This is a genomic window from Streptomyces sp. NPDC093221, assembly GCF_044753885.1.
Taxonomy (GTDB): domain Bacteria; phylum Actinomycetota; class Actinomycetes; order Streptomycetales; family Streptomycetaceae; genus Actinacidiphila.
On the sequence record NZ_JBIVOA010000006.1, the window covers coordinates 36,646 to 59,796 of the forward strand.

The 23,151-nt window shown below is 73.1% G+C and carries 21 protein-coding genes; 19 read left to right on the plus strand and 2 right to left on the minus strand.

The window, feature by feature from the left end; translation table 11 throughout:
* The first annotated feature begins 107 nt into the window (after window positions 1-107).
* The 4 genes from ACIQCJ_RS23245 (at window position 108) to ACIQCJ_RS23260 (ending at window position 4,125) form a co-directional block, all read left to right on the plus strand.
* A complete protein-coding gene (locus tag ACIQCJ_RS23245) occupies window positions 108-1,208 on the plus strand; it encodes a hypothetical protein (RefSeq protein ID WP_402712390.1) in 1,101 nt (366 codons plus the stop codon).
* A complete protein-coding gene (gene mycP, locus ACIQCJ_RS23250; protein WP_402712391.1) occupies window positions 1,205-2,440 on the plus strand; it encodes a type VII secretion-associated serine protease mycosin in 1,236 nt (411 codons plus the stop codon). Before ACIQCJ_RS23245 ends, mycP begins: the two co-directional genes overlap by 4 nt.
* A gap of 9 nt (window positions 2,441-2,449) precedes the next feature.
* Window positions 2,450-3,184, plus strand: coding sequence for an SseB family protein (locus ACIQCJ_RS23255; protein WP_401857778.1), 735 nt, complete (start codon window positions 2,450-2,452; stop codon window positions 3,182-3,184).
* 182 nt (window positions 3,185-3,366) lie between these two features.
* Window positions 3,367-4,125, plus strand: a complete 759-nt coding sequence (locus tag ACIQCJ_RS23260; RefSeq protein WP_355332870.1) for an MIP family channel protein — start codon at window positions 3,367-3,369, stop codon at window positions 4,123-4,125.
* 64 nt (window positions 4,126-4,189) lie between these two features.
* On the opposite strand, the gene ACIQCJ_RS23265 is transcribed toward ACIQCJ_RS23260, so the two are convergent.
* On the minus strand, window positions 4,190-4,543 hold the full coding sequence (locus ACIQCJ_RS23265) for a DUF1844 domain-containing protein (protein WP_188281368.1): 354 nt from the start codon (window positions 4,541-4,543) through the stop codon (window positions 4,190-4,192).
* A 360-nt stretch (window positions 4,544-4,903) separates the two neighbouring features.
* Here ACIQCJ_RS23265 and infC point away from each other — a divergent pair, with 360 nt between their 5' ends.
* The 9 genes from infC (at window position 4,904) to ACIQCJ_RS23310 (ending at window position 14,497) form a co-directional block, all read left to right on the plus strand.
* On the plus strand, window positions 4,904-5,566 hold the full coding sequence (infC, locus tag ACIQCJ_RS23270) for a translation initiation factor IF-3 (RefSeq protein WP_401857819.1): 663 nt from the start codon (window positions 4,904-4,906) through the stop codon (window positions 5,564-5,566).
* A gap of 110 nt (window positions 5,567-5,676) precedes the next feature.
* Window positions 5,677-5,871, plus strand: coding sequence for a 50S ribosomal protein L35 (rpmI, locus tag ACIQCJ_RS23275; protein WP_327291998.1), 195 nt, complete (start codon window positions 5,677-5,679; stop codon window positions 5,869-5,871).
* A gap of 98 nt (window positions 5,872-5,969) precedes the next feature.
* On the plus strand, window positions 5,970-6,353 hold the full coding sequence (gene rplT / locus ACIQCJ_RS23280; protein ID WP_018564305.1) for a 50S ribosomal protein L20: 384 nt from the start codon (window positions 5,970-5,972) through the stop codon (window positions 6,351-6,353).
* A gap of 106 nt (window positions 6,354-6,459) precedes the next feature.
* On the plus strand, window positions 6,460-7,317 hold the full coding sequence (locus tag ACIQCJ_RS23285; RefSeq protein WP_355332865.1) for an RNA methyltransferase: 858 nt from the start codon (window positions 6,460-6,462) through the stop codon (window positions 7,315-7,317).
* A 209-nt stretch (window positions 7,318-7,526) separates the two neighbouring features.
* The gene (locus ACIQCJ_RS23290; RefSeq protein ID WP_391161384.1) at window positions 7,527-8,582 is read left to right on the plus strand and encodes an ATP-binding protein; all 1,056 of its coding nucleotides are present in this window, start codon (window positions 7,527-7,529) and stop codon (window positions 8,580-8,582) included.
* A 186-nt stretch (window positions 8,583-8,768) separates the two neighbouring features.
* Entirely contained in the window at window positions 8,769-9,899 is a 1,131-nt protein-coding gene (gene pheS, locus ACIQCJ_RS23295; protein WP_391046334.1) for a phenylalanine--tRNA ligase subunit alpha, read from the plus strand.
* Window positions 9,899-12,424 carry a phenylalanine--tRNA ligase subunit beta gene (gene pheT, locus ACIQCJ_RS23300; RefSeq protein WP_391046336.1) on the plus strand — a complete coding sequence of 842 codons (2,526 nt, stop codon included), beginning with the start codon at window positions 9,899-9,901 and terminating at the stop codon, window positions 12,422-12,424. Before pheS ends, pheT begins: the two co-directional genes overlap by 1 nt.
* A gap of 261 nt (window positions 12,425-12,685) precedes the next feature.
* Complete coding sequence (locus tag ACIQCJ_RS23305) at window positions 12,686-13,840, plus strand: PP2C family protein-serine/threonine phosphatase (protein WP_402712392.1); 1,155 nt, start codon at window positions 12,686-12,688, stop codon at window positions 13,838-13,840.
* A gap of 60 nt (window positions 13,841-13,900) precedes the next feature.
* Window positions 13,901-14,497, plus strand: coding sequence for a hypothetical protein (locus ACIQCJ_RS23310; protein ID WP_402712393.1), 597 nt, complete (start codon window positions 13,901-13,903; stop codon window positions 14,495-14,497).
* Between the two features lie 434 nt (window positions 14,498-14,931).
* On the opposite strand, the gene ACIQCJ_RS23315 is transcribed toward ACIQCJ_RS23310, so the two are convergent.
* Entirely contained in the window at window positions 14,932-15,570 is a 639-nt protein-coding gene (locus tag ACIQCJ_RS23315) for a TetR/AcrR family transcriptional regulator (RefSeq protein WP_402712394.1), read from the minus strand.
* Window positions 15,571-15,686: 116 nt separating this feature from the next.
* Between ACIQCJ_RS23315 and ACIQCJ_RS23320 the strand changes: the two genes are divergently transcribed.
* The 6 genes from ACIQCJ_RS23320 to ACIQCJ_RS23345 all read left to right on the plus strand — a co-directional run bounded on the left by ACIQCJ_RS23320 (window position 15,687) and on the right by ACIQCJ_RS23345 (window position 23,130).
* Window positions 15,687-16,640 carry an ABC transporter permease gene (locus ACIQCJ_RS23320; protein ID WP_391046344.1) on the plus strand — a complete coding sequence of 318 codons (954 nt, stop codon included), beginning with the start codon at window positions 15,687-15,689 and terminating at the stop codon, window positions 16,638-16,640.
* 136 nt (window positions 16,641-16,776) lie between these two features.
* A complete protein-coding gene (locus tag ACIQCJ_RS23325) occupies window positions 16,777-17,532 on the plus strand; it encodes an ABC transporter ATP-binding protein (RefSeq protein ID WP_401307287.1) in 756 nt (251 codons plus the stop codon).
* Window positions 17,533-17,875: 343 nt separating this feature from the next.
* Window positions 17,876-19,483 (plus strand): ABC transporter substrate-binding protein, encoded by a 1,608-nt coding sequence (locus tag ACIQCJ_RS23330; protein WP_391160979.1) that lies wholly within the window; start codon window positions 17,876-17,878, stop codon window positions 19,481-19,483.
* A gap of 4 nt (window positions 19,484-19,487) precedes the next feature.
* The gene (locus ACIQCJ_RS23335) at window positions 19,488-20,528 is read left to right on the plus strand and encodes an ABC transporter permease (protein WP_402712395.1); all 1,041 of its coding nucleotides are present in this window, start codon (window positions 19,488-19,490) and stop codon (window positions 20,526-20,528) included.
* Entirely contained in the window at window positions 20,525-22,240 is a 1,716-nt protein-coding gene (locus tag ACIQCJ_RS23340; protein ID WP_402712396.1) for a dipeptide/oligopeptide/nickel ABC transporter permease/ATP-binding protein, read from the plus strand. Before ACIQCJ_RS23335 ends, ACIQCJ_RS23340 begins: the two co-directional genes overlap by 4 nt.
* A complete protein-coding gene (locus ACIQCJ_RS23345) occupies window positions 22,237-23,130 on the plus strand; it encodes an ABC transporter ATP-binding protein (RefSeq protein WP_402712397.1) in 894 nt (297 codons plus the stop codon). The genes ACIQCJ_RS23340 and ACIQCJ_RS23345 overlap by 4 nt, the downstream gene beginning before the upstream one ends.
* Window positions 23,131-23,151 lie beyond the last annotated feature (21 nt).

Consider the following 23,151-nt stretch of genomic DNA (forward strand, 5'->3'; position numbering starts at 1 on the left):
CCGCCGTGTCACGCGGACGGATGCCGGACGGCCTGCTGGACCACGACGTCCGGTCGACCCCGTAGAGTGACGCGCAAGCCGTGAGGACATGTCACGAGGGGGCGCCGGTGAGCACTGGAGTGGACAACGGAGGAGGCTCCACGTCCCCGTCGTTCCCCCCGCTCCAACCTCGCCGGGAACAGAGCCCGCAGACTCCGCCGACGGTCCCCCCGCACCCCGAGGGACCTCCGCCGCCCGCGGCCGAACCGCCCCCGGCCGTCCCCCCGCCTCCGGCGCGGCCCCCCGCACCGCCCTACACCCCACCGCCCGCCGCCGCGCCGCAGTTCACGGCGTACGGTCCCGGCGGACACGCGCCCGCCGGATACGACCATGGGCCCGCGCGGGCCGTCGCCCCCGCCGCCCGCGGGGCTTCGGCCCGGATCTGGGCGGCGCTCTGCCTGGTGCTCGGGCTCGGGCTGATCGGCGGGGCGGTCGCCGGGAGCGCGATCAACCACAAGCCGCGGGCGGAGCCGCCGTTGGTGGACGGGAGCGTCAAAGCGTTCGCCGCCGTACGGGAGGTGTGGCGCAGCACGCCGGTCGACGCGCTGTTCCCGCGCACGGTGTCCGCCAACGGCGCGGGTCCCGGCGGGGCCGACCGCGCGTGGACCAGGATCGGCGTCGCCGCGCCCGGCGGCTGCGCCGCCGCCTTCGACCCGCTGCTCCAGCAGGTACTCGCCCCGGTCGGCTGCGCGCGCCTGCTGCGCGCGACCTACGTGGACAGCACGTCGACCTCGGTCACCACGGTGGGCCTGCTGGTCACCACCGCCGAGTCGGCCACCATGCGCGGGTTCAGCGGACGCTGGGCCTCGCAGCACCTCGGCGACCGCGCGGACCTGATCCCGCGCCCGGTGGCCTTCCCCGGCACGGCCGCCGACTCCTTCGGCGTGAAGCAGCGCGGCAGTTGGGACGTGCAGGTCTCCGCCGACCTGCCCTTCGTCGTGTACGCGGTCACCGGCTTCGCCGACGGGCGCACCCTCACCCCGCAGTCCGCCGACAAGGCCACTAAGTCCGGCGCCACCAGCGTGGCCGCCCAGGCCGGCCTCGGCTACGACGCGACCGGCCTGGCCTCGGCCGTCGACGACCGCCTGCACAGCGCGGTGACCGCGTTGCTCAGGCCGTCCAGCGGCCCCGGCGGTCCCGGCGCCACCGGTACGGAGAAGTCCCGATGAGCCGCCCCTCCCGTCCCCCGGCCCGCCGCCTGCTCGGCGCCCTGACCTCGCTCGCCGCGGGCGCCGCGGCCCTCGCCCTGGCCGCCCAGCCCGCCGCCGCCGACGCCGTGCGCAACGCCGACTGGGCGCTGAGCGCCCTGCACGCCGAGAGCGCGTGGCGTACGAGCCAGGGCGCGGGCGTCACGGTCGCGGTGCTCGACACCGGGGTGGACGCGACGCACCCCGACCTGACCGGGCAGGTGCTGACGGGCAAGGACATGGTCGGCTTCGGCGCCGGCCGCGGCGACCGCTCCTGGGCCCGGCACGGCACGGGGATGGCCGCGATCATCGCGGGGCACGGCCACGGTCCCGGCCACGACTCGGGCGTCATGGGCATCGCGCCCAAGGCGAAGATCCTGCCGGTGCGGGTGATCCTGGAGGACAAGGACCCGCAGCGGTCCAAGGCGCGTACGAGCAAGGGCAACGCGCTGCCCGACGGCATCCGGTGGGCGGTCGACCACGGCGCCGACGTCATCAATCTCTCGCTCGGCGACGACAGCGCCACCGCCGCGCCCGTCGCCGCCGAGGACGAGGCGATCCGGTACGCGCTCGGCAAGGGCGTCGTGGTCGTCGCGTCCGCGGGCAACGGCGGCGAGGAGGCGGACCGTTCCTCCTACCCCGCCGCGTACCCCGGAGTGATCGCGGTCGCGGCCGTCGACAGGAACGGGCAGCACGCCGCCTTCTCCACCCGCCGCTGGTACGCGTCCGTCTCCGCGCCCGGCGTCGACGTCGTGATCGCCGACCCGGACCGCACCTATTACGAGGGCTGGGGCACCAGCGCCGCCTCCGCGTACGTCTCCGGCGCCGCCGCCCTCATCAGGTCCGCCGACCCGAGGCTGAGCCCGGCCCAGGTCAAGCGGGTGCTGGAGGACACGACGCGGGACCGGCCCAAGGACGGGCGCAGCGACGAGATGGGCACCGGTCTGATCGACCCGGCCGCCGCGCTGAAGGCCGCCGCGAAGCTGAGGCCCGCGCCCCCCGTACCGGCCGCAGCCGGCTATCCGCGGACGTACTTCAGCCCCGGCCCCGCGCCGCCGGTCCGCGCGCCCGAGCCCGCCCGCTTCCTCGGCGACGGTGTCGCGACCGTCTTCGCCGTGGCCGGAGCCGCCCTGGTCGTGGTCGCCGCGCTGCTGTGGTTCCGCCCCCGCCGCGCGGGACGGCCCGCCCACGGTCTGTCGGCGGACGGCGGATAGGGTTCCGGGGTGGCGCTGAAGAACATCCCCGACCCCGGTTTCTCCGACGACGACGGCTCGGCCGACGCGGCACTGGCCGACGCGTTGACCGGCTACGCGCGGGACCCCGGGACGGAGGCGGCCGTGGTCGCCGCGCTGCACGGGGCCCGGCTGCTGGTGCCGGTGGTCGCGGTGCTCGGCGAGGCCGAGACCGGCGAGGACGGGCTGCGCCGCGAGAAGAGCAGCGACATGGCGGTGCCGACGATCCAGGCGCCGGACGGGCGGCGGGCGCTGCCCGCCTTCACCTCCGTGGCGGCGCTGGCCCGCTGGCGGCCGGAGGCGCGGCCGGTCGCCGTACCGCTGTCGCAGGCCCTCCAGGCGCTCGCGCACGAGGGGGCCGACACGCTGCTGATCGACCTCGCGGGGCCGGTCACGTACGAACTGACCGGACCCGCCCTGCGCGCCGCCGCCCTCGGGCCCGGCCGCGCGGACCCGACCGCCGACCCCGCCGTACGGGAGGCGCTGCGGGCCGCGGTGGCCGCCGAGCCCGGTGTCGTACGGGCGCACCTGACGCCGGGGACCGACGGCGACGGCACGCTCGGCCTGGTGCTGGCGCCGGACGCCGACGTCCAGGAGACCGGGCGCAGGATCGCCGCCGCGCTGGCCGCCGACGAGGTGCTGCGGGCGGGCCTGGTGCGCGGCCTCGACCTGGCGCTGCTGCCGCCGGGCGCCGTACTGCCGGGCGAGCCGCTGTTCGCGCGCTGAGACCCGTGCGCTGGACCTCGTGCGCTGGACCTCGTGCGTCGAGCCGAAAGCCTTCGGGTGGGTGGCACCGCTCCAGAGCGCCGTCCGGACCGGTTCATTTGCCCTAAATGACCCGAGATGTGGATTTCATCAGCAAGGCCGAGAATGGCGTGAGCAGGCTGTGCTCGTCACAAGGAGGTCCGATGGACAAGCGAACAGTGACCTGTGAATTCCTCGGCACGCTCCTGCTGGTCTTCTTCGCCGTGGGGGCCGCCGTGCTGTCCGGCGAGTACATCGGCACCCTCGGTATCGCGCTGGCCTTCGGCTTCGTCCTGCTCGCGCTCGCCTACACCTTCGGCCCCATATCCGGCTGCCACGTCAACCCGGCCGTCACGCTGGGCATGCTGGTCGCCCGGCGGATCACGGTGCGCACCGCCGTCGAGTACTGGATCGCGCAGTTCCTCGGCGCCATCGCGGGCGCCGCGCTGCTCCTGCTGGTCGCCAAGCAGGTGCCGGGTCTCAAGACGCACGGCGCCTTCGGCACCAACGGCTACGGCTACCGGTCCGCGGTCGGCATCAACACCGCGGGTGCCTTCATCGCCGAGGTGGTGCTGACCTTCCTGCTGGTCTTCGTGGTGCTCGCGGTGACCCACCGGGTCGCGGTGGTCGGCTTCGACGGCCTGCCCATCGGCATGGCGCTCGCCGTCATCCACCTGGTCGGCATCCCGCTGACCGGCACGTCGGTGAACCCGGCGCGGAGCCTGGGCCCCGCGCTCTTCGCGGGCAGCCCGGCGCTCTCGCAGCTCTGGCTGTTCATCGTGGCCCCGCTGATCGGCGGCGCGCTCGCCGCCCTGGTCCACCAGGTCACCCACCCGGCGCTGGTCGCCGCCAAGGCCGCGCGGGCCGCCGCCGTCGACGAGGCGCTGGCCGACAAGGGGGACGGCGCGACCGAGGCGTCATGAGGTCCCGCGGGCCGCGCCGCCCGGCACCGGCCGCGCCGGTCCCGGACCCCCTCGGCGGCAGAGGTCAGACGTAGACGGGCCCGGTGTACTTCTCGCCGGGCCCCTGACCCGGCTCGTCCGGCACCAGCGACGCCTCGCGGAAGGCGAGCTGGAGCGACTTGAGCCCGTCGCGCAGCGGGGCCGCGTGGAAGGAGCTGATCTCGGTGGCGCTCGCCGTCACCAGACCGGCCAGCGCCTGGATGAGCTTGCGGGCCTCGTCCAGGTCCTTGTGCTGCGGGCCCTCCTCGGCCAGCCCCAGATTCACCGCGGCGGCGCTCATCAGGTGCACCGCGACCGTGGTGATCACCTCGACGGCGGGCACATCCGCGATGTCGCGGGTGAGGCTGTCGAAGTCCGGGGTCTGTTGTTCGTCGCTCATGCCGCACACGATATGCCCCGTCCGGCGGATTACGGGCTTCGGTCAGCCTTTGGTATGGTGGGAGAACGACCGGCCGGGCACCCGTGTGTCCCGGCCATCAAGTGGAGGCTCCGATCTCCCACCTGGTTGGCCTTTCGGCCGACGGGTCCCCGGTCAGACGGTTTCCGGTCAGCATGACACCACCGGGCACCGTCCGATGCGCCCCGCGGAATAACGCGGCGGTGCTCCCCGGTTGTGAGGAGCCCCGCCTGTGTACCGTACGGGGCGTTTTTTGCGCCTTGGGTACGGGGTCGGAAGAACCAGACAGACTCATGCGCGGCTGTCGGCCAGTCAGCCGCGTGGTGCAACCGAGGAGGCCCCATCAGCGCCGAGCCCCGCATCAACGACCGGATTCGCGTTCCCGAGGTTCGACTTGTCGGTCCCAGCGGCGAGCAGGTCGGCATCGTGCCGCTTGCGAAGGCCCTGGAGCTTGCGCAGGAGTACGACCTCGACCTGGTCGAGGTCGCGGCGACCGCCCGTCCGCCCGTGTGCAAGCTCATGGACTACGGGAAGTTCAAGTACGAGTCGGCCATGAAGGCCCGTGAGGCGCGCAAGAACCAGGCGCACACGGTCATCAAGGAGATGAAGCTCCGGCCGAAGATCGACCCGCACGACTACGACACCAAAAAGGGTCACGTCGTCCGGTTCCTCAAGCAGGGTGACAAGGTCAAGATCACGATCATGTTCCGTGGTCGCGAGCAGTCCCGGCCGGAGCTGGGTTACCGGCTGCTGCAGCGGCTCGCGGAGGACGTCCAGGACCTCGGCTTCATCGAGTCGAACCCGAAGCAGGACGGCCGGAACATGATCATGGTCCTCGGTCCGCACAAGAAGAAGACCGAGGCAATGGCCGAGGCCCGCGAGGCGCAGGCCGCCCGCAAGGCCAGCCGCCTGGGTGAGGCCCCGGCCGACGACGACGTCTCCCACGACGAGGCCGTGTCCCACGACGACGTCGAGGTGCCGGACGAGGCCCAGGCCGACGCCTGAGACGAGACGAACACCCCGGAGCCTCCGGCTCCGGGCCGTAATGCAGGACTGACGCTCTCCGTGCGCCCACCGGCGGACGGGAGGGCCAGCGACGAGGAGACTACGGCGCCATGCCGAAGAACAAGACGCACAGCGGTGCGAGCAAGCGCTTCAAGATCACCGGCTCCGGCAAGGTGCTGCGCGAGCGCGCCGGCAAGCGCCACCTGCTTGAGCACAAGCCGTCCAGCAAGACGCGCGCCCTCACCGGCACCGTCGAGGTCGCCAAGTCGGACGCCAAGAAGATCAAGAAGCTTCTCGGCAAGTGACGGCGGTGCCCCGACGGGGGCACGCCGTTCCGATCCGGGACCTCATTCGCTTTCGGACCGTGTGAGCATCACCGCGGTCCCCTAGAAGGAGTTATCAAGTGGCACGCGTCAAGCGGGCAGTCAACGCCCAGAAGAAGCGCCGGGCAATCCTCGAGCAGGCCAGCGGTTACCGCGGTCAGCGTTCGCGCCTGTACCGCAAGGCCAAGGAGCAGGTCACCCACTCCCTGGTCTACAACTACAACGACCGCAAGAAGCGCAAGGGCGACTTCCGTCAGCTCTGGATCCAGCGGATCAACGCCGCTGCCCGCGCCAACGGCATCACCTACAACCGCTTCATCCAGGGCCTGAAGGCCGCCAACGTCGAGGTGGACCGCAAGATCCTCGCCGAGCTGGCCGTCAACGACGCGAACGCCTTCGCGGCGCTGGTCGAGGTCGCCCAGAAGGCGCTGCCTTCCGACGTGAACGCGCCCAAGGCGGCCTGACGCCGACACGCGCCCTGTTCACGGTACGGTTCCGGGCCCGCGGGTGGTTGTCCCCTGCGGGCCTGTGCCATGCCCGCTTCACCCGTATCCCGAAGGCGAGTCACCCATGCCAGCCCCCGAGCTGACCTCGTTGCGTTCGACGCGCGTCACCGCCGCGCACCGGCTGGCCAAGCGCAGCTTCCGCGGCAAGGAGCGCCGCTTCCTCGCCGAAGGACCGCAGGCCGTACGGGAGGCCATCGCGCACCCCGGCACCGAGGGCGGCAGGACCCTGGTCGAGCTGTACGCCACCCCGGAGGCCGCCGAGCGGCACGCCGACATCGTGGCCGCCGCCCGTACCGTCGGCGCGCCCGTACTGACCGCGACCCCCGAGGTGATGGCGGAGATCTCCGACACCGTCACCCCGCAGGGTCTGGTCGGGGTGTGCCGCTTCCTCGACTCGCCGTTCGAGGAGATCCTGCGCGCCGGGCCCCGGCTGGTCGCCGTGCTCGCCAACGTCCGCGACCCCGGCAACGCCGGTACGGTGCTGCGCTGCGCCGACGCCGCGGGCGCCGACGCGGTGGTGCTCACCGACGCGTCCGTGGACCCGTACAACCCCAAGGCCGTACGCGCCTCCGCGGGCAGCCTGTTCCACCTGCCGGTCGCCGTCGGCGTGCCCGTCGACACCGCCGTGGCAGGACTGCGGGCCGCCGGGGTACGGGTGGTGGCCGCCGACGGCGCGGGCGGGCGGGACCTGGACGCCGAGCTGGACGAGGGCACCATGAACGGCCCCACCGCCTGGATCTTCGGCAACGAGGCGTGGGGCCTGCCCGAGGAGACCCGCGCGCTGGCCGACGAGGTCGTCCGCGTCCCGATCCACGGCCGCGCCGAAAGCCTCAACCTCGCGACGGCCGCCGCCGTCTGCCTCTACGCCTCCGCGCGGGCGCAGCGCGCGCCCGGAGGGTGCCGCAGCGTCACATCCACCTAGTAGGGTGGCGGCCCGGGGGCCCTGAAAGGGGAGTGGCGGGGATGGATGTGACGGTGCCAGAGGACGAGGCGCGCAGCGCCGTCCTGGGCCGGACCGCGCGCTCCGCGGGACCGCGGACACCGGGGCCCGCGGGCCACGAAGCGGAATCGCGGGACACCGCGCCGCGTGCCGCCCGCCCCCTCGGCGCGGAACCGTTCGGCGTCGACTCCCTGGGCCTGGACCCGGACGACCTCCCCGACGGCCTCGTGGTCGCCGACGAGCGCGGCCGGGTGATCGCCTTCAACGCCGCCGCCGCCCGGATCACCGCCCTGCACCCGCGCGACGTGCTCGGCAAATCCGTGGAGCGTGCGCTGCCGCTGGAAGACCTCGAAGGCCGCCGCTGGTGGGCGCTCACCGACCCGTACGGCGGCCTGGCCATCAGGGTCGGCCAGCCGGAACGCAATCTGCTGCTGCCCGGCGGACGCGAAGTGCTGGTCGCCGCCCGCTATGTGCGCGAATACCCCACGGGACCGGTGCGCCGTCTGGTGGTCTCGCTGCGCGGCACCGAGGCCCGCCGCCGTACCGAACGCAGCCACGCCGAGCTGATCGCCACCGTCGCGCACGAACTGCGCTCGCCGCTCACCTCGGTCAAGGGCTTCACCGCGACCCTGCTCGCCAAGTGGGAACGCTTCACCGACGACCAGAAGAAACTCATGCTGGAGACCGTCGACGCCGACGCCAACCGGGTCACCCGGCTGATCGCGGAACTCCTCGACATCTCCCGGATCGACTCCGGCCGCCTGGAAGTGCGCCGCCAGCCGGTGGACATGGCGGCGGCCGTGCAGCGGCACGTGGACGGCCATGTCGCCGCGGGCCAGCGGGCCGACCGCTTCCGGGTGCGGGTCACCCAGCCGCTGCCCGCGCTGTGGGCCGACCCCGACAAGGTCGACCAGGTCCTCGGCAATCTGCTGGAAAACGCGGTGCGGCACGGCGAGGGGACTGTCACCATCGACGTAGAGCCCTCGTTCTCCGCGCAGGAGCGGAGCTGCACCGGCACAGCGGTGACCGTGAGCGACGAGGGCCCCGGCATTCCGGAGGAGTCGATGGGCCGCGTCTTCACCCGCTTCTGGCGGGGCAGCAAGCGCGGCGGCACCGGCCTCGGCCTGTACATCGTCAAGGGCATCGTCGAGGCGCACGGCGGCACCATCTCCGTCGGCAGGGCCCCCGGCGGCGGCGCCCAGTTCCGATTTATTCTGCCCGTCGGGGCACCCGCTTTCATGGCCTGACCGGCCGCGCGGGCAGAGCGTTCGCCGGGGATGTCGTCCCGGCGGACCCCCGACGGGCGTGATCAGGCGGTCCACGCGGCGCCGGTAGAATCGGGCTTCGGTATGTGTCCGGTCGGGCAGAGCCTCCACTCGGAGACTCCGTCCTGGGAGGCGCCCCCACCACCATCCACTGCGGAACGGGAAAAGATGTCGGCACCGAACAAGTCGTACGACCCTGTGGAGGTCGAGGCGTTGAAGCCGGAGGAGATCGAGCGGATGCGCGACGCGGCGCTGGCCGCCGTCGCCGCCGCCACCGACCTCGACGCGCTCGCGCACGCGAAGACCGCGCACACCGGCGGCGCCTCGCCGCTGGCGCTCGCCAACCGCGAGATCGGCGCGCTGCCGCCGCAGGCCAAGGCGGAGGCGGGCAAGCGCGTCGGCCAGGCGCGCGGCGCGGTCAACAAGGCGCTGGCCGCCCGGCAGGCCGAGCTGGAGGCGGAGCGCGACGCCCGCGTGCTGGTCGAGGAGGCCGTGGACGTCACGCTGCCCTACGACCGGCGCCCGGTCGGCGCGCGGCACCCGCTCACCACGCTCTCCGAGCGCATCGAGGACATCTTCGTGGCCATGGGCTACGAGGTCGCCGAGGGTCCCGAGGTCGAGAGCGAGTGGTTCAACTTCGACGCCCTCAACTTCCCGCCCGACCACCCCGCCCGCGAGACCCAGGACACCTTCTTCGTCGAGGGCCCCGAAGGCCCCGGCGGCAGCGGCGAGTCCGGCGTGGTGCTGCGCACCCACACCTCCCCGGTGCAGATCCGTGCCCTGCTGGAGCGCGAGCTGCCCGTCTACGTGATCGCGCCGGGCCGCGTCTACCGCTCCGACGAGCTGGACGCCACCCACACCCCGGTCTTCGCGCAGGTCGAACTGCTCGCCGTGGACGAGGGCCTGACCATGGCCGACCTCAAGGGCACCCTCGACCACATGGTGGTCTCGCTGTTCGGCGAGGGCATGACGACGCGGCTGCGGCCCAACCACTTCCCGTTCACCGAGCCGTCCGCCGAGATGGACATGCTCTGCTACGTCTGCCGCGGCGACTCGGTCGGGAACCCCGACCGCCCCTGCCGCACCTGCTCCTCCGAGGGCTGGATCGAGCTGGGCGGCTGCGGCGTCGTCAACCCCAGGGTGCTCACCGCCTGCGGCGTCGACCCGGAGAAGTACAGCGGTTTCGCGTTCGGCTTCGGCATCGAGCGGATGCTGATGTTCCGCCACAGCGTCGAGGACATGCGAGACATCGTCGAGGGTGATGTGCGCTTCACCCTTCCGTTCGGGATGGAGATCTGATGCGGGTCCCGCTTTCTTGGCTGCGGGAGTACGTCGAACTGCCCGCCGGTGAGACCGGCCGCGACGTCCAGGCCAAGCTCATTTCCGCCGGTCTCGAAGTCGAGACCGTCGAACAGCTCGGCGCCGGGCTCAAGGGCCCGCTGGTCGTCGGCAAGGTGCTGACCATCGAGGAGCTGGAGGGCTTCAAGAAGCCGATCCGCTTCTGCACGGTCGACGTCGGCGACGCCAACGGAACCGGCGAGCCGCAGGAGATCGTCTGCGGCGCCCGCAACTTCGCGGTCGGCGACAAGGTCGTCGTGGTGCTGCCAGGCGCCGTGCTGCCCGGCGACTTCGCGATCGCCGCGCGCAAGACGTACGGCCATGTCTCGCACGGCATGATCTGCTCCGCGCAGGAGCTGGGCATGGGCGACGACCACGAGGGCATCATCGTGCTGCCGCCCGAGCACGAGGTGGGCACCGATGCCGTCGAGCTGCTCGAACTGGTCGACGAGGTCCTGGACATCGCCGTCACGCCGGACCGCGGCTACGCGCTGTCGATGCGCGGCGTCGCCCGCGAGGCGGCCATCGCGTACGGCGTCTCGCTGCGCGACCCGGCGCTGATCGACGTGCCCGCGCCCAACGCGTTCGGCTACCCGGTCAAGGTCGCCGACCCGGTCGGCTGCGACCGCTTCACCGCCCGTACGGTCACCGGTCTCGACCCCGAGGCGCGGTCGCCGATCTGGCTCCAGCGCAGGCTCCAGAAGGTCGGCATGCGGCCGATCTCGCTGGCCGTGGACATCACCAACTACGTGATGTTCGAGCTGGGCCAGCCGCTGCACGCCTACGACCGCTCGCGGATCGAAGGGCCGATCGGGGTGCGCCGCGCGCTGCCCGGCGAGAAGCTGACGACGCTGGACGACGTCGAGCGCACGCTGGACCCCGAGGACCTGGTCATCACGGACGACTCCGGGGCGATCGGCCTCGCGGGCGTGATGGGCGGCGCGAACACCGAGATCGCCGCGCCCGCCACCGACCCGGAGACCGGCGTCGTCACCGGCACCACCGAGATCGTCATCGAGGCCGCGCACTTCGCGCCGGTCACCATCGCCCGCACCGCGCGCCGCCACAAGCTCGGCTCCGAGGCGTCCAAGCGGTTCGAGCGCGGCAGCGACCCGCAGGCCACCTCGGCCGCGGCCCAGCGCGCGGTCGACCTGCTGACGGGCCTGGCGGGCGGCACCGCGGACCCCGGCGTCACCGAGGTCGTCTCGCCGTCGGCCCCGCGCACCGTCGCGATGGCCGCCGACCATCCGGACCGCGTCGCGGGCACCGAGTACGGCCGCGAGACCGTCGTCCGCCGCCTCCAGGAGATCGGCTGCGACGTCTACGGCAGCGACGAGCTGATCGTCACCGTGCCGAGCTGGCGCCCCGACCTGGCCTTCCCCAACGACCTCGCCGAAGAGGTCATCCGGCTCGAAGGCTACGAGAATCTGCCGTCGACGCTGCCCAAGCCGCCCGCCGGACGCGGGCTGACCGAGTCGCAGCTCCTGCGCCGCCGGGTCGGCCGGGCCCTGGCCGGTGCCGGATACGTGGAGGCGCCGAGCTACCCCTTCGTCAGCGCCGAGGTCTTCGACCAGCTCGGGCTCGACGCGGACGACCCGCGCCGCCGCACGGTGACCGTCGCCAACCCGCTCTCGGACACCGAGCCCGGTCTGCGCACGACGCTGCTGCCCGGTCTGCTGGCCACGCTGCGCCGCAATCTGGGCCGCGGCACGCACGACCTGGCGCTCTTCGAGACCGGTCTGGTCTTCCTGCCGACCGGCGCGGAGAAGGCGCCGCCGCGTCTCGCGGTCGACCGCCGTCCGACGGACGCGGAGATCGCGCGGCTCCAGGAGGCGCTGCCGGACCAGCCCCGCCGGGTCGCCGTCGTGCTCTGCGGTGCCCGCGACCGTAATGGCTGGTGGGGCGCCGGACACCCGGCGACCTGGGCCGACGCGGTCGAGGCGGCCCGTACCGTGGCCCGCGAGGCCGGGGTCGAGCTGAGCGTCCGCCAGGACCAGCACGCCCCCTACCACCCGGGCCGCTGCGCCGCGCTGTACGCGGTGGTCGACGGCCAGGAGACGCTGGTGGGCAACGCGGGGGAGCTGCACCCGCGGGTCACCAAGGCGCTCGGCCTGCCCGAGCGGACCTGCGCGATGGAACTCGACATGGACCAGGTCGAGCGCGCGGGCGGCGACCGGCCCACCGGGCCGCGGGTGTCCACCTTCCCGGTGGCGACCCAGGACGTGGCGCTCGTCGTCGACTCCTCGGTCCCGGCCGCCGACGTCGAGCGCGCGCTGCGCGACGGCGCCGGTGAACTCCTCGAATCGCTCCGGCTGTTCGACATCTTCACCGGCGAGCAGATCGGCGAGGGCCGCAAGTCCCTCGCCTACGCGCTGCGCTTCCGGGCCCCCGACCGCACGCTGACGGCCGAGGAGACCACGGCGGCGCGTGACGCGGCGGTCGCCAGCGCCCACGCCCTCACCGGGGCGGTGCTGCGCGGCGCCTGACGGCGCGCAGGACCCGAGAGAGGGGCCGTCCCGGACGCACCGGGGCGGCCCCCTTCGTCTTTCGGGCAGCGCTCAAGGGTTTCGTCGCTCATTCGAGTGATTACCCCGTTCGGCGGGCCACTTGTGCGCGGGGAATGGCCAGAATCGGTCGGGATGCGGGAGCCGGGCATGCGGGCCGCGGCTCCGACGCTGCCGCGACCGCGGCTTCTGGGGGGAGCCGGGCGGATGATCCGAAACCGGGCAGTCCGTGCGCTGCGAAGGGTGCCGTGGGCGCTGGTACCCGCCGTGTGGGTGGCGGTGATGGGCGTGCTCACCTGGCAGTTGTCCGAAGGCGCGGACGTGCTGCCCGCCCTCGCCGTGACACCCGCGGTGGCCTGCGCGGCGGGCGCCCGGCGGCTCTGGGTGTTCGGCAGCGGGCTGCTGGCGCTCGGCGTGCTGGGCGCGGAACTGGCCGACGACTCCTTCGACGGCTTCGGCCCGGTGCTCGGCGCCGCGGCCACCGTGGTCGCGGTGATAGCCGCGGCGATGTGGACCGCCCGCCGCCGGTCGCTGCTCTGCGACGAGCTGGACCGTACGCGGGAGATCGCCGTCGCCGCCCAGCAGGTGCTGCTGCGGCCGTTGCCGCGCAGAGCGGGCGGCTGGACGGTGGCGGGGGAGTACGTGTCGGCCAGCCGGGGCGCTCACGTCGGCGGCGACTTCTACGAGGTGCTGGCCACGCCGTTCGGGGTGCGGGCGCTCATCGGGGACGCGCGCGGCCACGGCCTGCCCGCGATCGGCATGGTCGCCGCGCTGCTCGGCAGCTTCCGCGAGGCGGCCCATCAGGAACCCGAACTGGCGGGCGTGCTGCGGCGGTTGGACGGGGCCCTGCGACGCCATCTGCGGGAGCGGACCCGCGGTGAGCACCCGGCGGCGGCCGGTGTCCCGCCACAGGATCCGGTCGCCGAGGAATTCGCCACCCTCCAACTCGTCGAGCTCGCCGACGACGGCGCCTACCGGATCGTCAACTGCGGCCACCCGCAGCCGTATCTGCTCGACGCCGCGCCCGGTCCGCTGCCGATCGGCGAACCCCTGCCGCCGCTGGGCCTGTTCGACCCGGCGCGGACGGCCGCACCGGCCGCCACCGGCCATGTGCCGCCCGGCGACGGGCTGTTGCTCTGCACCGACGGCATGCAGGACGCGCGGGACGCCGAGGGCGTCTTCTTCCCGCTGGCCGACGCCCTGGCCGACGCGGCCGACGTACGCCCCGGCACCCCGCTGTCCGGCCGCGCCGTCGCCGCGGACCTGCGCGCCGCCGTCCTGCGGCACGCCGCCGACCGCCCCGCCGACGACGTGGCCCTGCTGGTGCTCGTCCGGGACGGCGTACGGCCGGCGACCCGGCCGCGTACGGCGGCGCTCTCCGGAGTGCCGCGCCGCTGAACGCCCCCTTCCTTGGTAGATATGGGCGGATTGCTCGCCTCTACGAAGGAAGGGGACGGCGTGGTGACAGTGACCGGGCACAGCGCCCCCGCACACGGCGTCGCGCCCGCCGCCGTATCGGCCGCGGAACTCCTGGCCGTCATCGGCCCCGCGGGTCCCGAACGCACCGCGATGCTGGTCGCGCTCGGGCGCGGGCTGCGGCCCGGCGGGCGCAGGACCGGGGTGGCGCGGGTGTACGGCCCCGGGGCCCCCGACCCGTACGACCGCGTCGGTGAACTCCTCGACCTGGCGGCCGTCCACGCGGGCCTGCGTGTCGGCGCCCGGCGCATCCACGAAGCCCTGGCCGCCGCCGGGCTCACCCTGGCCGACCACCCGGACCCGGAGCGGCCGGGCGTCGTCCCCCGCCGCGCCCGCTTCGAACACCTGGGGGTCTGCGACCAGCTTCTCCTGGCCGTCGCCCTGGCCCTCATCCCGGCCCCGGACGTCCTCCTGGTCGACCCCGCCGACCTCGCCGTTCCGGCCGAGGGCCGGATCTGGGCCCGCCTCCGCGGGGTCGCCGCCGCGGGCATCCTCGTGATCGCCGCCGCCCCCACGGCGGACGCGGCGGGCGACCACGCCCACCGCACCGTGGTGCTCCCGCACGGGGAAGCCGTTTGACCTGCCGGTCACCACCGGCACGTGGACGCCCTTTGACCGCCGGTCACCACCGGCACGTGGACGGCCTTTGACCTGCCGGTCACTACCGGCCCCGGTGGGGCGGTTGCCGCATCCCCCCGACCACCCGCCGGTGGTGGCTTCCCCGCGCAGTTCCCCGCGCCCCTTCGGGCGCGCGCCGTAGCCCGGCCGGGTGTTCGCCGACTTCCGGTGCGTTGTGGCTGCTCGCGCAGTTCCCCGCGGCCCTTCGGGCGCGTGGTTGCTCGGCTGGGTGCGGCGGGTTTTTAGGGGCGCGGGGAACTGCGCGGCCGGCCGCGGCGGTGGTGCGCTGTGCGGACCGGTCCCAGCGGGGCAGGTCCTGTGGGGGTCCGGGCCGGAGGCCCGGTGGTTATGCGGAAGCCGGGAGCGCGGCGGCGGGGTGGGGGCGGACGTACGCGCTACGTGGAAGCCTGGAGCGCAGCGACGACGGCTGAGGTGAGGGCGTCGAGCTGCGCTCGGGAGTAGGCGGCGCGCATGACGGCCAGACGCCAGTAGAGCGGGCCCGCGATGAGGTCGAGGGCGAGTTCGGGATCGGCGCTGGGGGACAGCTCGCCGCGCGCGGCGGCCTGGCGTATGACGGCGACGGTGATCCCGCCCTGGGCCTCGCGCAGCGCGGTGCGCAGCGTGTCGGCCAGCTCGGGACTGCGAGCGGCCTCGGCCAGCAGATCGGGGATGATCTGCGCCGCGACCGGATGCCGCAGGGCCCGCGCGCTGACGTCGAGCAGGGCGCGGACGTCCCCGTACAGCGTGCCGGTGTCGGGCGCGGGAAGGCCCTGCGCGGCGAAGTCGGACACCATGTCGAGGACCAGCGGCAGCTTCGAGCGCCACCGGCGGTACACGGCGGCCTTGCCGACCCCCGCGCGCCGGGCGATGCCCTCCATCGACATGCGCCCGTATCCGACGGCGGCCAGCTCGGCGAAGACGGCCGCCCGGATCGCCTCGGTGACGTCCTCGCGCAGCACGGCGGCGCCCGCCGGGGCGCGGCGCGGACCGCCGGTCGTCGTGGACGGAGAAGCGGCCTCGGCGGAGTCGGTCATGCGAGCGATCCTAACCCGACGTGACGACGGAACGGTTGCGTTCCATCCCGCGACTGCTCTACCGTCGACCGTGACGACGATACGGGCCCGTTCCGTCGTTGCGCAGGTGTCTCCCCATGCCCGTCACCCGAAGGCAGCCGCCCATGCCCGTCGCCTCTCCCGCCGTGATCACCGCCCCGCGCGCACCCGCGCGGCCGGGCCCCGCGGACCTCGCTCCCGCCGCGCTCGCCGCCGCCCACGGCCTGACCGTCAGCGGCGCCCGCCCCGGAATCGTGGAGTACACCCGGCGGCTCTGGGCCCGCCGCCACTTCGTCACCACCTTCGCCGGTGCCCGGCAGGCCGCCCTCTACAGCGACGCGCGCCTCGGCCAGCTCTGGCAGGTGCTCACCCCGCTGCTCAACGCGGCCGTCTACTTCCTGATCTTCGGACTGCTGCTCGGCGCGGGCCGCGGCGTCACGGACTACATCCCGTTCCTGTGCACCGGGGTCTTCGTCTTCACCTTCACCCAGTCGGCCGTCCTCGGCGGCGCCCGCTCGCTGACCGACAACATCGGACTCGTCCGCGCCCTGCACTTCCCGCGCGCCTGCCTGCCGATCGCCGCCACCCTGCTCCAGCTCCGGCAGCTCCTGCTCTCGCTCGGCGTGCTCTCGGTCATCGTGGTCGCCGAGGGCATCCCGGTCACCACCCGCTGGCTGCTCGCCGTCCCCGCGCTGGCCCTCCAGTCGCTCTTCAACGCGGGGCTGGCACTGGGCCTGGCCCGCGTCGGCGCCAGGACCACCGACTTCGCCCAGGTGCTGCCCTTCGTGCTGCGGACCTGGATGTACGTCTCCGGGGTCTTCTACGACCTCTCCCGTTTCACCGTCGGCGCGCCGCACGCCGTCGCGGTGATGCTCAACGTCAACCCCGCCCTGGTATATGTCGGTCTGATGCGTTTCGCGCTGATCGACAGCGTCACCCGCGAACAGCTCCCGCCGCACATCTGGCCGCTCGCGGTCGGCTGGGCGGCCGTGGCCGCCTGCGCAGGGTACGCGTTCTTCTGGTCGTCGGAGGAGGAGTACGGCCGTGGCTGAACCAACGGACGAGGCAACGCAGGAGACCGCGCTGAACGCCGTCCCGAACAGCGCCAGGGGCCTGGCCCCCGAGCTGGCCGCCGCCCTGGACCCGAAGATCGCCCCGGAGGTCGCCCCGCGCCTGGTCCGGCCCCTGGTGCCCACCGTCATCGTCGACGGACTGCACGTCGTCTACCGGATCTACGGCGCGGGCACCGGCCGGGGCAACGCGACCTCCGCCCTGCACCGGCTGGTCTCCCGCAGGGCCTCGCCGAACGTCCACACCGTGCACGCGGTCAGGGGCGTCACCTTCACGGCCTACCGCGGTGAGGCGATCGGCATCATCGGCTCCAACGGCTCGGGCAAGTCCACCCTGCTCAAGGCCATCGCGGGCCTGCTCCCCGCCGACCGCGGCCGGGTCTACACCGACGGCCAGCCGTCCCTGCTCGGCGTCAACGCTGCCCTGCTCAACGACCTGACCGGCGAGCGCAACGTCATCCTCGGCGGCCTGGCCATGGGCATGTCCCAGGAGGAGGTGCGCGAGCGGTACGACGGCATCGTCGAGTTCTCCGGGATCAACGAGAAGGACGACTTCATCTCGCTGCCGATGCGGACGTACTCCTCCGGCATGGCCGCCCGGCTGCGGTTCTCGATCGCGGCGGCCAAGAACCACGACGTGCTGATGATCGACGAGGCGCTGGCCACCGGTGACCGCGCCTTCCAGAAGCGCTCGGAGGACCGGATCAGGGAGCTGCGCAAGGAGGCGGGCACCGTCTTCCTCGTCAGTCACAACAACAGCTCCATCCGCGACACCTGCGACCGCGTGATCTGGCTGGAGAAGGGCGAGCTGGTGATGGACGGCCCGACCGAAGAGGTCGTCGCCGCCTACGAGGAGCACAGCGGCGGCGGCTGAACCGCTGGTCGCGGCACATGTCGATGCCGTCGGGGCTTGAAGTACGGAGCCCGCTCCTGCATCGTCTCCAGGGAGATCACCGCGCCGGGGCGGCTTTCGAGCGGCCCGTACCCGGCGCGGGTGCGGGGACACCGGTACCCGGACGGCGCGCGGTCACGAGCCGATGTGGTGCCGGCCACTGTGTTCACAGCACAGTGCGCCACGATTCTCTGCGTCGTCGGCACATTGTCGGGTGTATCCGGGCTTTCTAGCCTCGGACCCAGGGCCTCGGAGTACCCGGGGCCGCCCGGCCCCATCGACCAGGCTCCCGTCCCGCACCGCGTCGAACCAAAGGACGACAGCAATGACCAGGAAGCACCTCAAGCCGTCCGTCGCGGTCGCGGCATGTGCGGTCGCGGCCGTAACGCTCGCCGCCTGCGGTTCCGGCTCAGGCTCCGGCGCCAAGGCGAGCGCAGGCCCGACCTCGTACGTCTCCGGCGGCACGTTCAACGTCGGGCTCAACGACGACCCGGGCAGCCTCTCGCCGCTCACCGGGGTCTCGCTCGTGCAGCGCCAGCTCGTGCCGTACGCCTACGAATCGCTCGTCTACACCTCGGGGGACGGCCAGTCCCTGCCGTGGCTCGCGCAGAGCTGGACGCAGACCCCCACCTCCGTGACGTACACCCTCAAGGACGGCGTCACCTGTTCCGACGGCAGCACGTTCACGGCCGCGACGGCCGCGAACAACATCACCTACCAGGCGGACGCCAAGCACGGCACCTTCTGGCACGGCTCCGACGTCACCGCCGACATGAAGGCCACGGCCGAGGGCAACAAGCTCACGATCACCTCGAAGACCAGCAACCCGTTCCTGCTCAGCATGACGGGCGAGGTCGAGATGGTCTGCCAGGGCGGCCTCGACAAGCCCGACTCGCTGAAGAACGCGACCAACGGCACGGCGCTGTTCCACCTGACCACCGCCAAGGCGGGCAACGAGTACGTCTACACCAAGCGCACCGACTACACCTGGGGACCCCAGGGCGTCACCAGCAGCACCAAGGGGCTGCCCGACAAGGTCGTCGGGAAGGTCGTGACCGACGAGTCCACGGCGGCGAACCTGCTGCTGTCCGGCGGACTCAACGCGGCAGGCGTGGCGGGCACCGACCGCGACCGCCTCCAGGCCGCCAAGCTGGCGTCCAAGGGCGTGCCGAACCCGATCGGCGAGATGCTCTTCAACGAGCGCTCCAGCCGGCCGACCTCCGACGAGCGCGTGCGCAAGGCGCTCACACTCGCCCTCGACCGCTCCTCGGTCGGCGACCTCGTCACCAACGGCCACTCCGAGGAGATGAAGTCGCTGGTCGTCCAGGCGCCGTTCCTGTGCGTCAAGGGCGGCCCGAAGTGGACGCTGCCCGCCACCGACAAGGCGAAGGCCGGCGCGCTGCTGGACGAGGCCGGGTACCCGGCAGGCTCCGGCGGCAAGCGCTCCAAGGACGGCAAGCCGCTGACCATCCGCTTCCTGTACGACGCGGGCACGCCCAGCCACTCCGCCGCCGCCGAGGAGATCCAGGCCGAGTGGAAGGAGATCGGCGTCGACACCAAGCTCGTCGCCGAGGACCCGACCGGCTGGTCCACCGACCTCTACCAGTCCTACGACTGGGACACCGGCTTCATCCAGCTCGCCCCCAACAAGCCCTCCACGCTCAGCCTGTTCTTCCTCGGCGCCACCAGCGAGAAGGGCGGCTACAACTTCATGGACGTGCGCAACCCCGCGTACGACGACCTGGCCAAGCAGGCGATGACCGCCAAGGACACCACGGCGGCGTGCGACCTGTGGCAGAGCGCGGAGAAGGAACTGATCGACCGGGCCGACGCCTACCCCCTCGCGCAGACCGCGGCGCCGACCTTCTTCAACAAGGCCACCGCCGACGTGCCCTGGGGCATCGCGCCGACGACCATCCGCATGCTGGGCTGACGGCATGACGATCCCTTCGAACGCGGTCACCACCGCCGCGCCCCCCGAGCAGGCCGAACCGGCCGCCGCTCGGGCCGGGCGCCCCCGGCTCCTGGCCGGATCGCCGAGGCTCGAATTCGTCCTGCAACGACTGCGTCGCGCGGCGATCTCGTTCGCCGTCGTGCTGGTGGCGTCGTTCTTCATGGTCCAGCTCGTGCCGGGCGACCCGGTACGAGCGGCCCTGGGGCCCACCGCCCCGCTGTCGACGGTGAACGCGCTGCGCCAGCAGCTCGGCCTCGACCAGTCGCTGTGGGCCCAGTTCACCCACTACGTCACCGCGCTGCTGCACGGCGACCTCGGTACGTCGATCACCTCGCAGCGACCGGTCTCCCAGATCCTCGGCGAGCGGCTGCCCACCACGCTGCTGCTGGCCGTGATCTCCTTCCTCGTCGCCGTCGTCGGCGCGTTCCCGATCGGCGTCGCCACGGCGGTCTCGGCCCGGAGCGGTCGCCGCCGCTTCCTCGACCTCGGGGTGTCGGGACTGCTCGGCATCCTCATCGCGATCCCGAACTTCCTGCTCGCGGTGCTGCTCATCGCGACCCTCGGCGTCGGCCTGCCGCTCTTCCCGCCCGCGGGATGGGGCACGCCCGGCCAGGCGGTGCTGCCCGTGCTCGCGCTGGCCATCGGGCCGCTGGCCTACCTGGCCCGGATCGTGCACATCGAGATGCTGCGCGTGCTGGACGCCCCGTACCTGACCACCGCGCGCAGCAAGCGGCTGCCCGGCCGGCTGCTGTACCTGCGGCACGCGCTGCCCAACATCGTCACCGCCACCCTCACCGCGGGCGGCGTGGTGCTGGTCGGACTCGTCGCGGGCACCGTGCTCGTGGAGACGGTGTTCACCGTGCCCGGCATCGGGTCCACGATCGTCTCCTCGATCACGGCCAAGGACTACCCGCTGATCCAGGGGATCGTGCTCGTGTACGCGCTGCTCGTCCTCGGGGCGAATCTCGTCGTGGACCTCGCCATCGCGATCCTGGACCCGCGCTCGACGATCGCGGAGGCATGACCATGCTGCGCCGTACCCTCCTCACCCCGCAGGGCATCGCCGTACTCGCCGGTCTCACGCTCGTCGTGCTCGCCGCGGTCGTCGGCCCCTTCGTGTTCGACCACGCGGCCACCACCCGGAACATCGCGGGCCGCCAGGCACCGGTCAGCCTCTCCCACCCCTTCGGCACCGACGAACTCGGCCGCGACCTGTTCGCCCGCACCGTCGTCGCCACCCGCCTGTCGGTGCTGTTGACCCTGGGCGCCGCGGGCATCTCCGTCGCGGGCGGGGTCGTGCTCGGCATCGTCGCCGCGGTGCTGCCGCGCGCGCCGCGCCGCCTGGTCACCGCCTTCATCGACATCCTGCTGTCGTTCCCGTGGCTGCTGCTCGCGCTGTTCTTCTCCGTCATCTGGGGCGCGACGGCGCGCGGCGCGATGTTCGCGATCGGCTTCGCGGGCGTCCCGGTCTTCGCGCGCCTGGTCTCCACCCTCGCCTCGTCGGTCGCCAACACCGACTACGTGCACGCCGCGCGGCTGGTCGGCAGCCCGCCGCTGCGCACCGCGCGGCGGCACGTCCTGCCGAACATCCTGCCGCCGCTGGTCGTCAACATCGCCGCGCACGCGTCGGCCACGCTGCTCTCCTTCGCCGCGCTGTCCTTCCTCGGCCTGGGCGTGCAACCCACGCAGTACGACTGGGGACGGCTGCTCAACGAGGGCTCCAAGCGCATCTACTCGGCGCCCATGGCGGCGATCGGGCCGGGCATCGCGATCGTGCTCACCGGTGTGCTGTTCTCGCTGCTGGGCGAGGTGCTCAGCCAGTCCCGCGCCCGGACCGTGCACGCCGTACGCCCCCGGTCGGACGGCGCGGGCGTCACCCCGGCCGAGGGCGACGCCGTCGCCGAGGTGAAGAACCTGCGGGTCTCCTTCCGCGCCGACGACGGCTCCCTGGTCCAGCGGGTGCACGGCGTGGACCTGACGATCGGACCGGGGGAGGTCGTCGGCATCGTCGGCGAGTCGGGCTCCGGCAAGTCGGTCACCGCCATGGCCCTGGCCGGACTGCTCGGCCCCGAGGCGCTGGTGGAGAGCGAACGCCTGGTCTTCCGCGGCATCGACATGGAACGGCGGCCCAGGGCCGCCGAGCGGCGCAGGCTCGGCCTGGAACAGGCGATGATCTTCCAGGACCCGCTGTCCTCGCTCAACCCGGCCCTCACCGTCGGCCGGCAGCTCACCGAGGCCAGCGAGATCCACGCGGGTGTGGCGCGCGGCGCCGCGACGAAGCGGGCCCTGGACGCCCTCGCCCTGGTGCGCATCCCCGACCCGGAACGGCGGATCCGGCAGCTGCCCCACGAGTTCTCCGGCGGCATGCGGCAGCGCGCCATGATCGCGATGGGCCTGATGGGGACGCCCCGGCTGATCATCGCCGACGAGCCCACGACCGCCCTGGACGTGACGGTGCAGCGGCAGGTGATGCGTGCGCTGCGCGACGCCCGCGAGCGGACCGGCGCCGCGATCCTGCTGATCTCCCACGACATCGCCCTGGTGAGCGGCTTCTGCGACCGCATCGCCGTCATGCGGGACGGCGTGGTGGTCGAGTGGCTGGACGCGCGACGGCTGGACGAGGCACGGCACCCGTACACGCGCGGTCTGATCGCCTGCGTGCCCGACATGACGACCGACAGGACCCGCGCGCTGCCGGTGGTCGGCGTCGCCACACAGGAGGAGGCGACCGCGTGAGCACGCTCGAATTCGACCACGTCACGGTGCGCTTCGGCCACGGCCGGGCCGCCCAGACGGCCGTCGACGACGCCTCGCTCGTCGTCCGCTCCGGCCGGACGCTCGGGCTCGTCGGCGAGTCGGGGTCCGGCAAGTCGACCATGGCGCGGGTCGCCGTGGGGCTGGCGCGCGCCGACGCGGGCACCGTACGCCTCGACGGCGTCGACCTCACCGCCCGCTCGCGCGAGGCCAGACTGGCCCGCCGCCGGGTGCAGATGGTCTTCCAGGACCCGCTGGCTGCGCTCGACCCGCGAATGCCCGTGGGCGTCTCCGTCGCGGAGGGCCTGCTCGCCACCGGGCGGCGGCTCAACCGGACCGACCGGGAGACACGGGTCCGCGAACTGCTCGACCTCGTCCACATCGACCCGTCCCGGGCGGGCGACCGACCGGCCCGCTTCTCCGGCGGCCAGCGGCAACGGATCACCATCGCGCGGGCGCTGGCGGCCGAACCCGCCGTACTCGTCGCCGACGAGATCACCTCGGCGCTCGACGTCAGCGTCCAGGGCGTGGTCCTCAATCTGCTGCGCGAGCTCCAGAGCGAACTCCATCTGACCATGCTGTTCATCTCGCACAACCTCGCCGTGGTGCGCTACGTGAGCGACGAGGTCACCGTCATGCGGGCCGGCCGCGTCGTCGAGCACGGGCCCACCGACGCCGTGCTCGCCGACCCCGCCAATCCCTACACCCGCGAATTGCTGCGGTCGATCCCCGTGATGGGAAGGCCGCTCGATCTCGACGACCTCGACGACGCTTCCCTCGACGACACCGCCGACCTCGACGACGCTGCCGACCTCGACGCTGCTCCCGACCTCGACACCAGCCTCGACCTCGACGGCACCCCTCGACCCTGAAGACCCCTGAGTTCCGGAGGA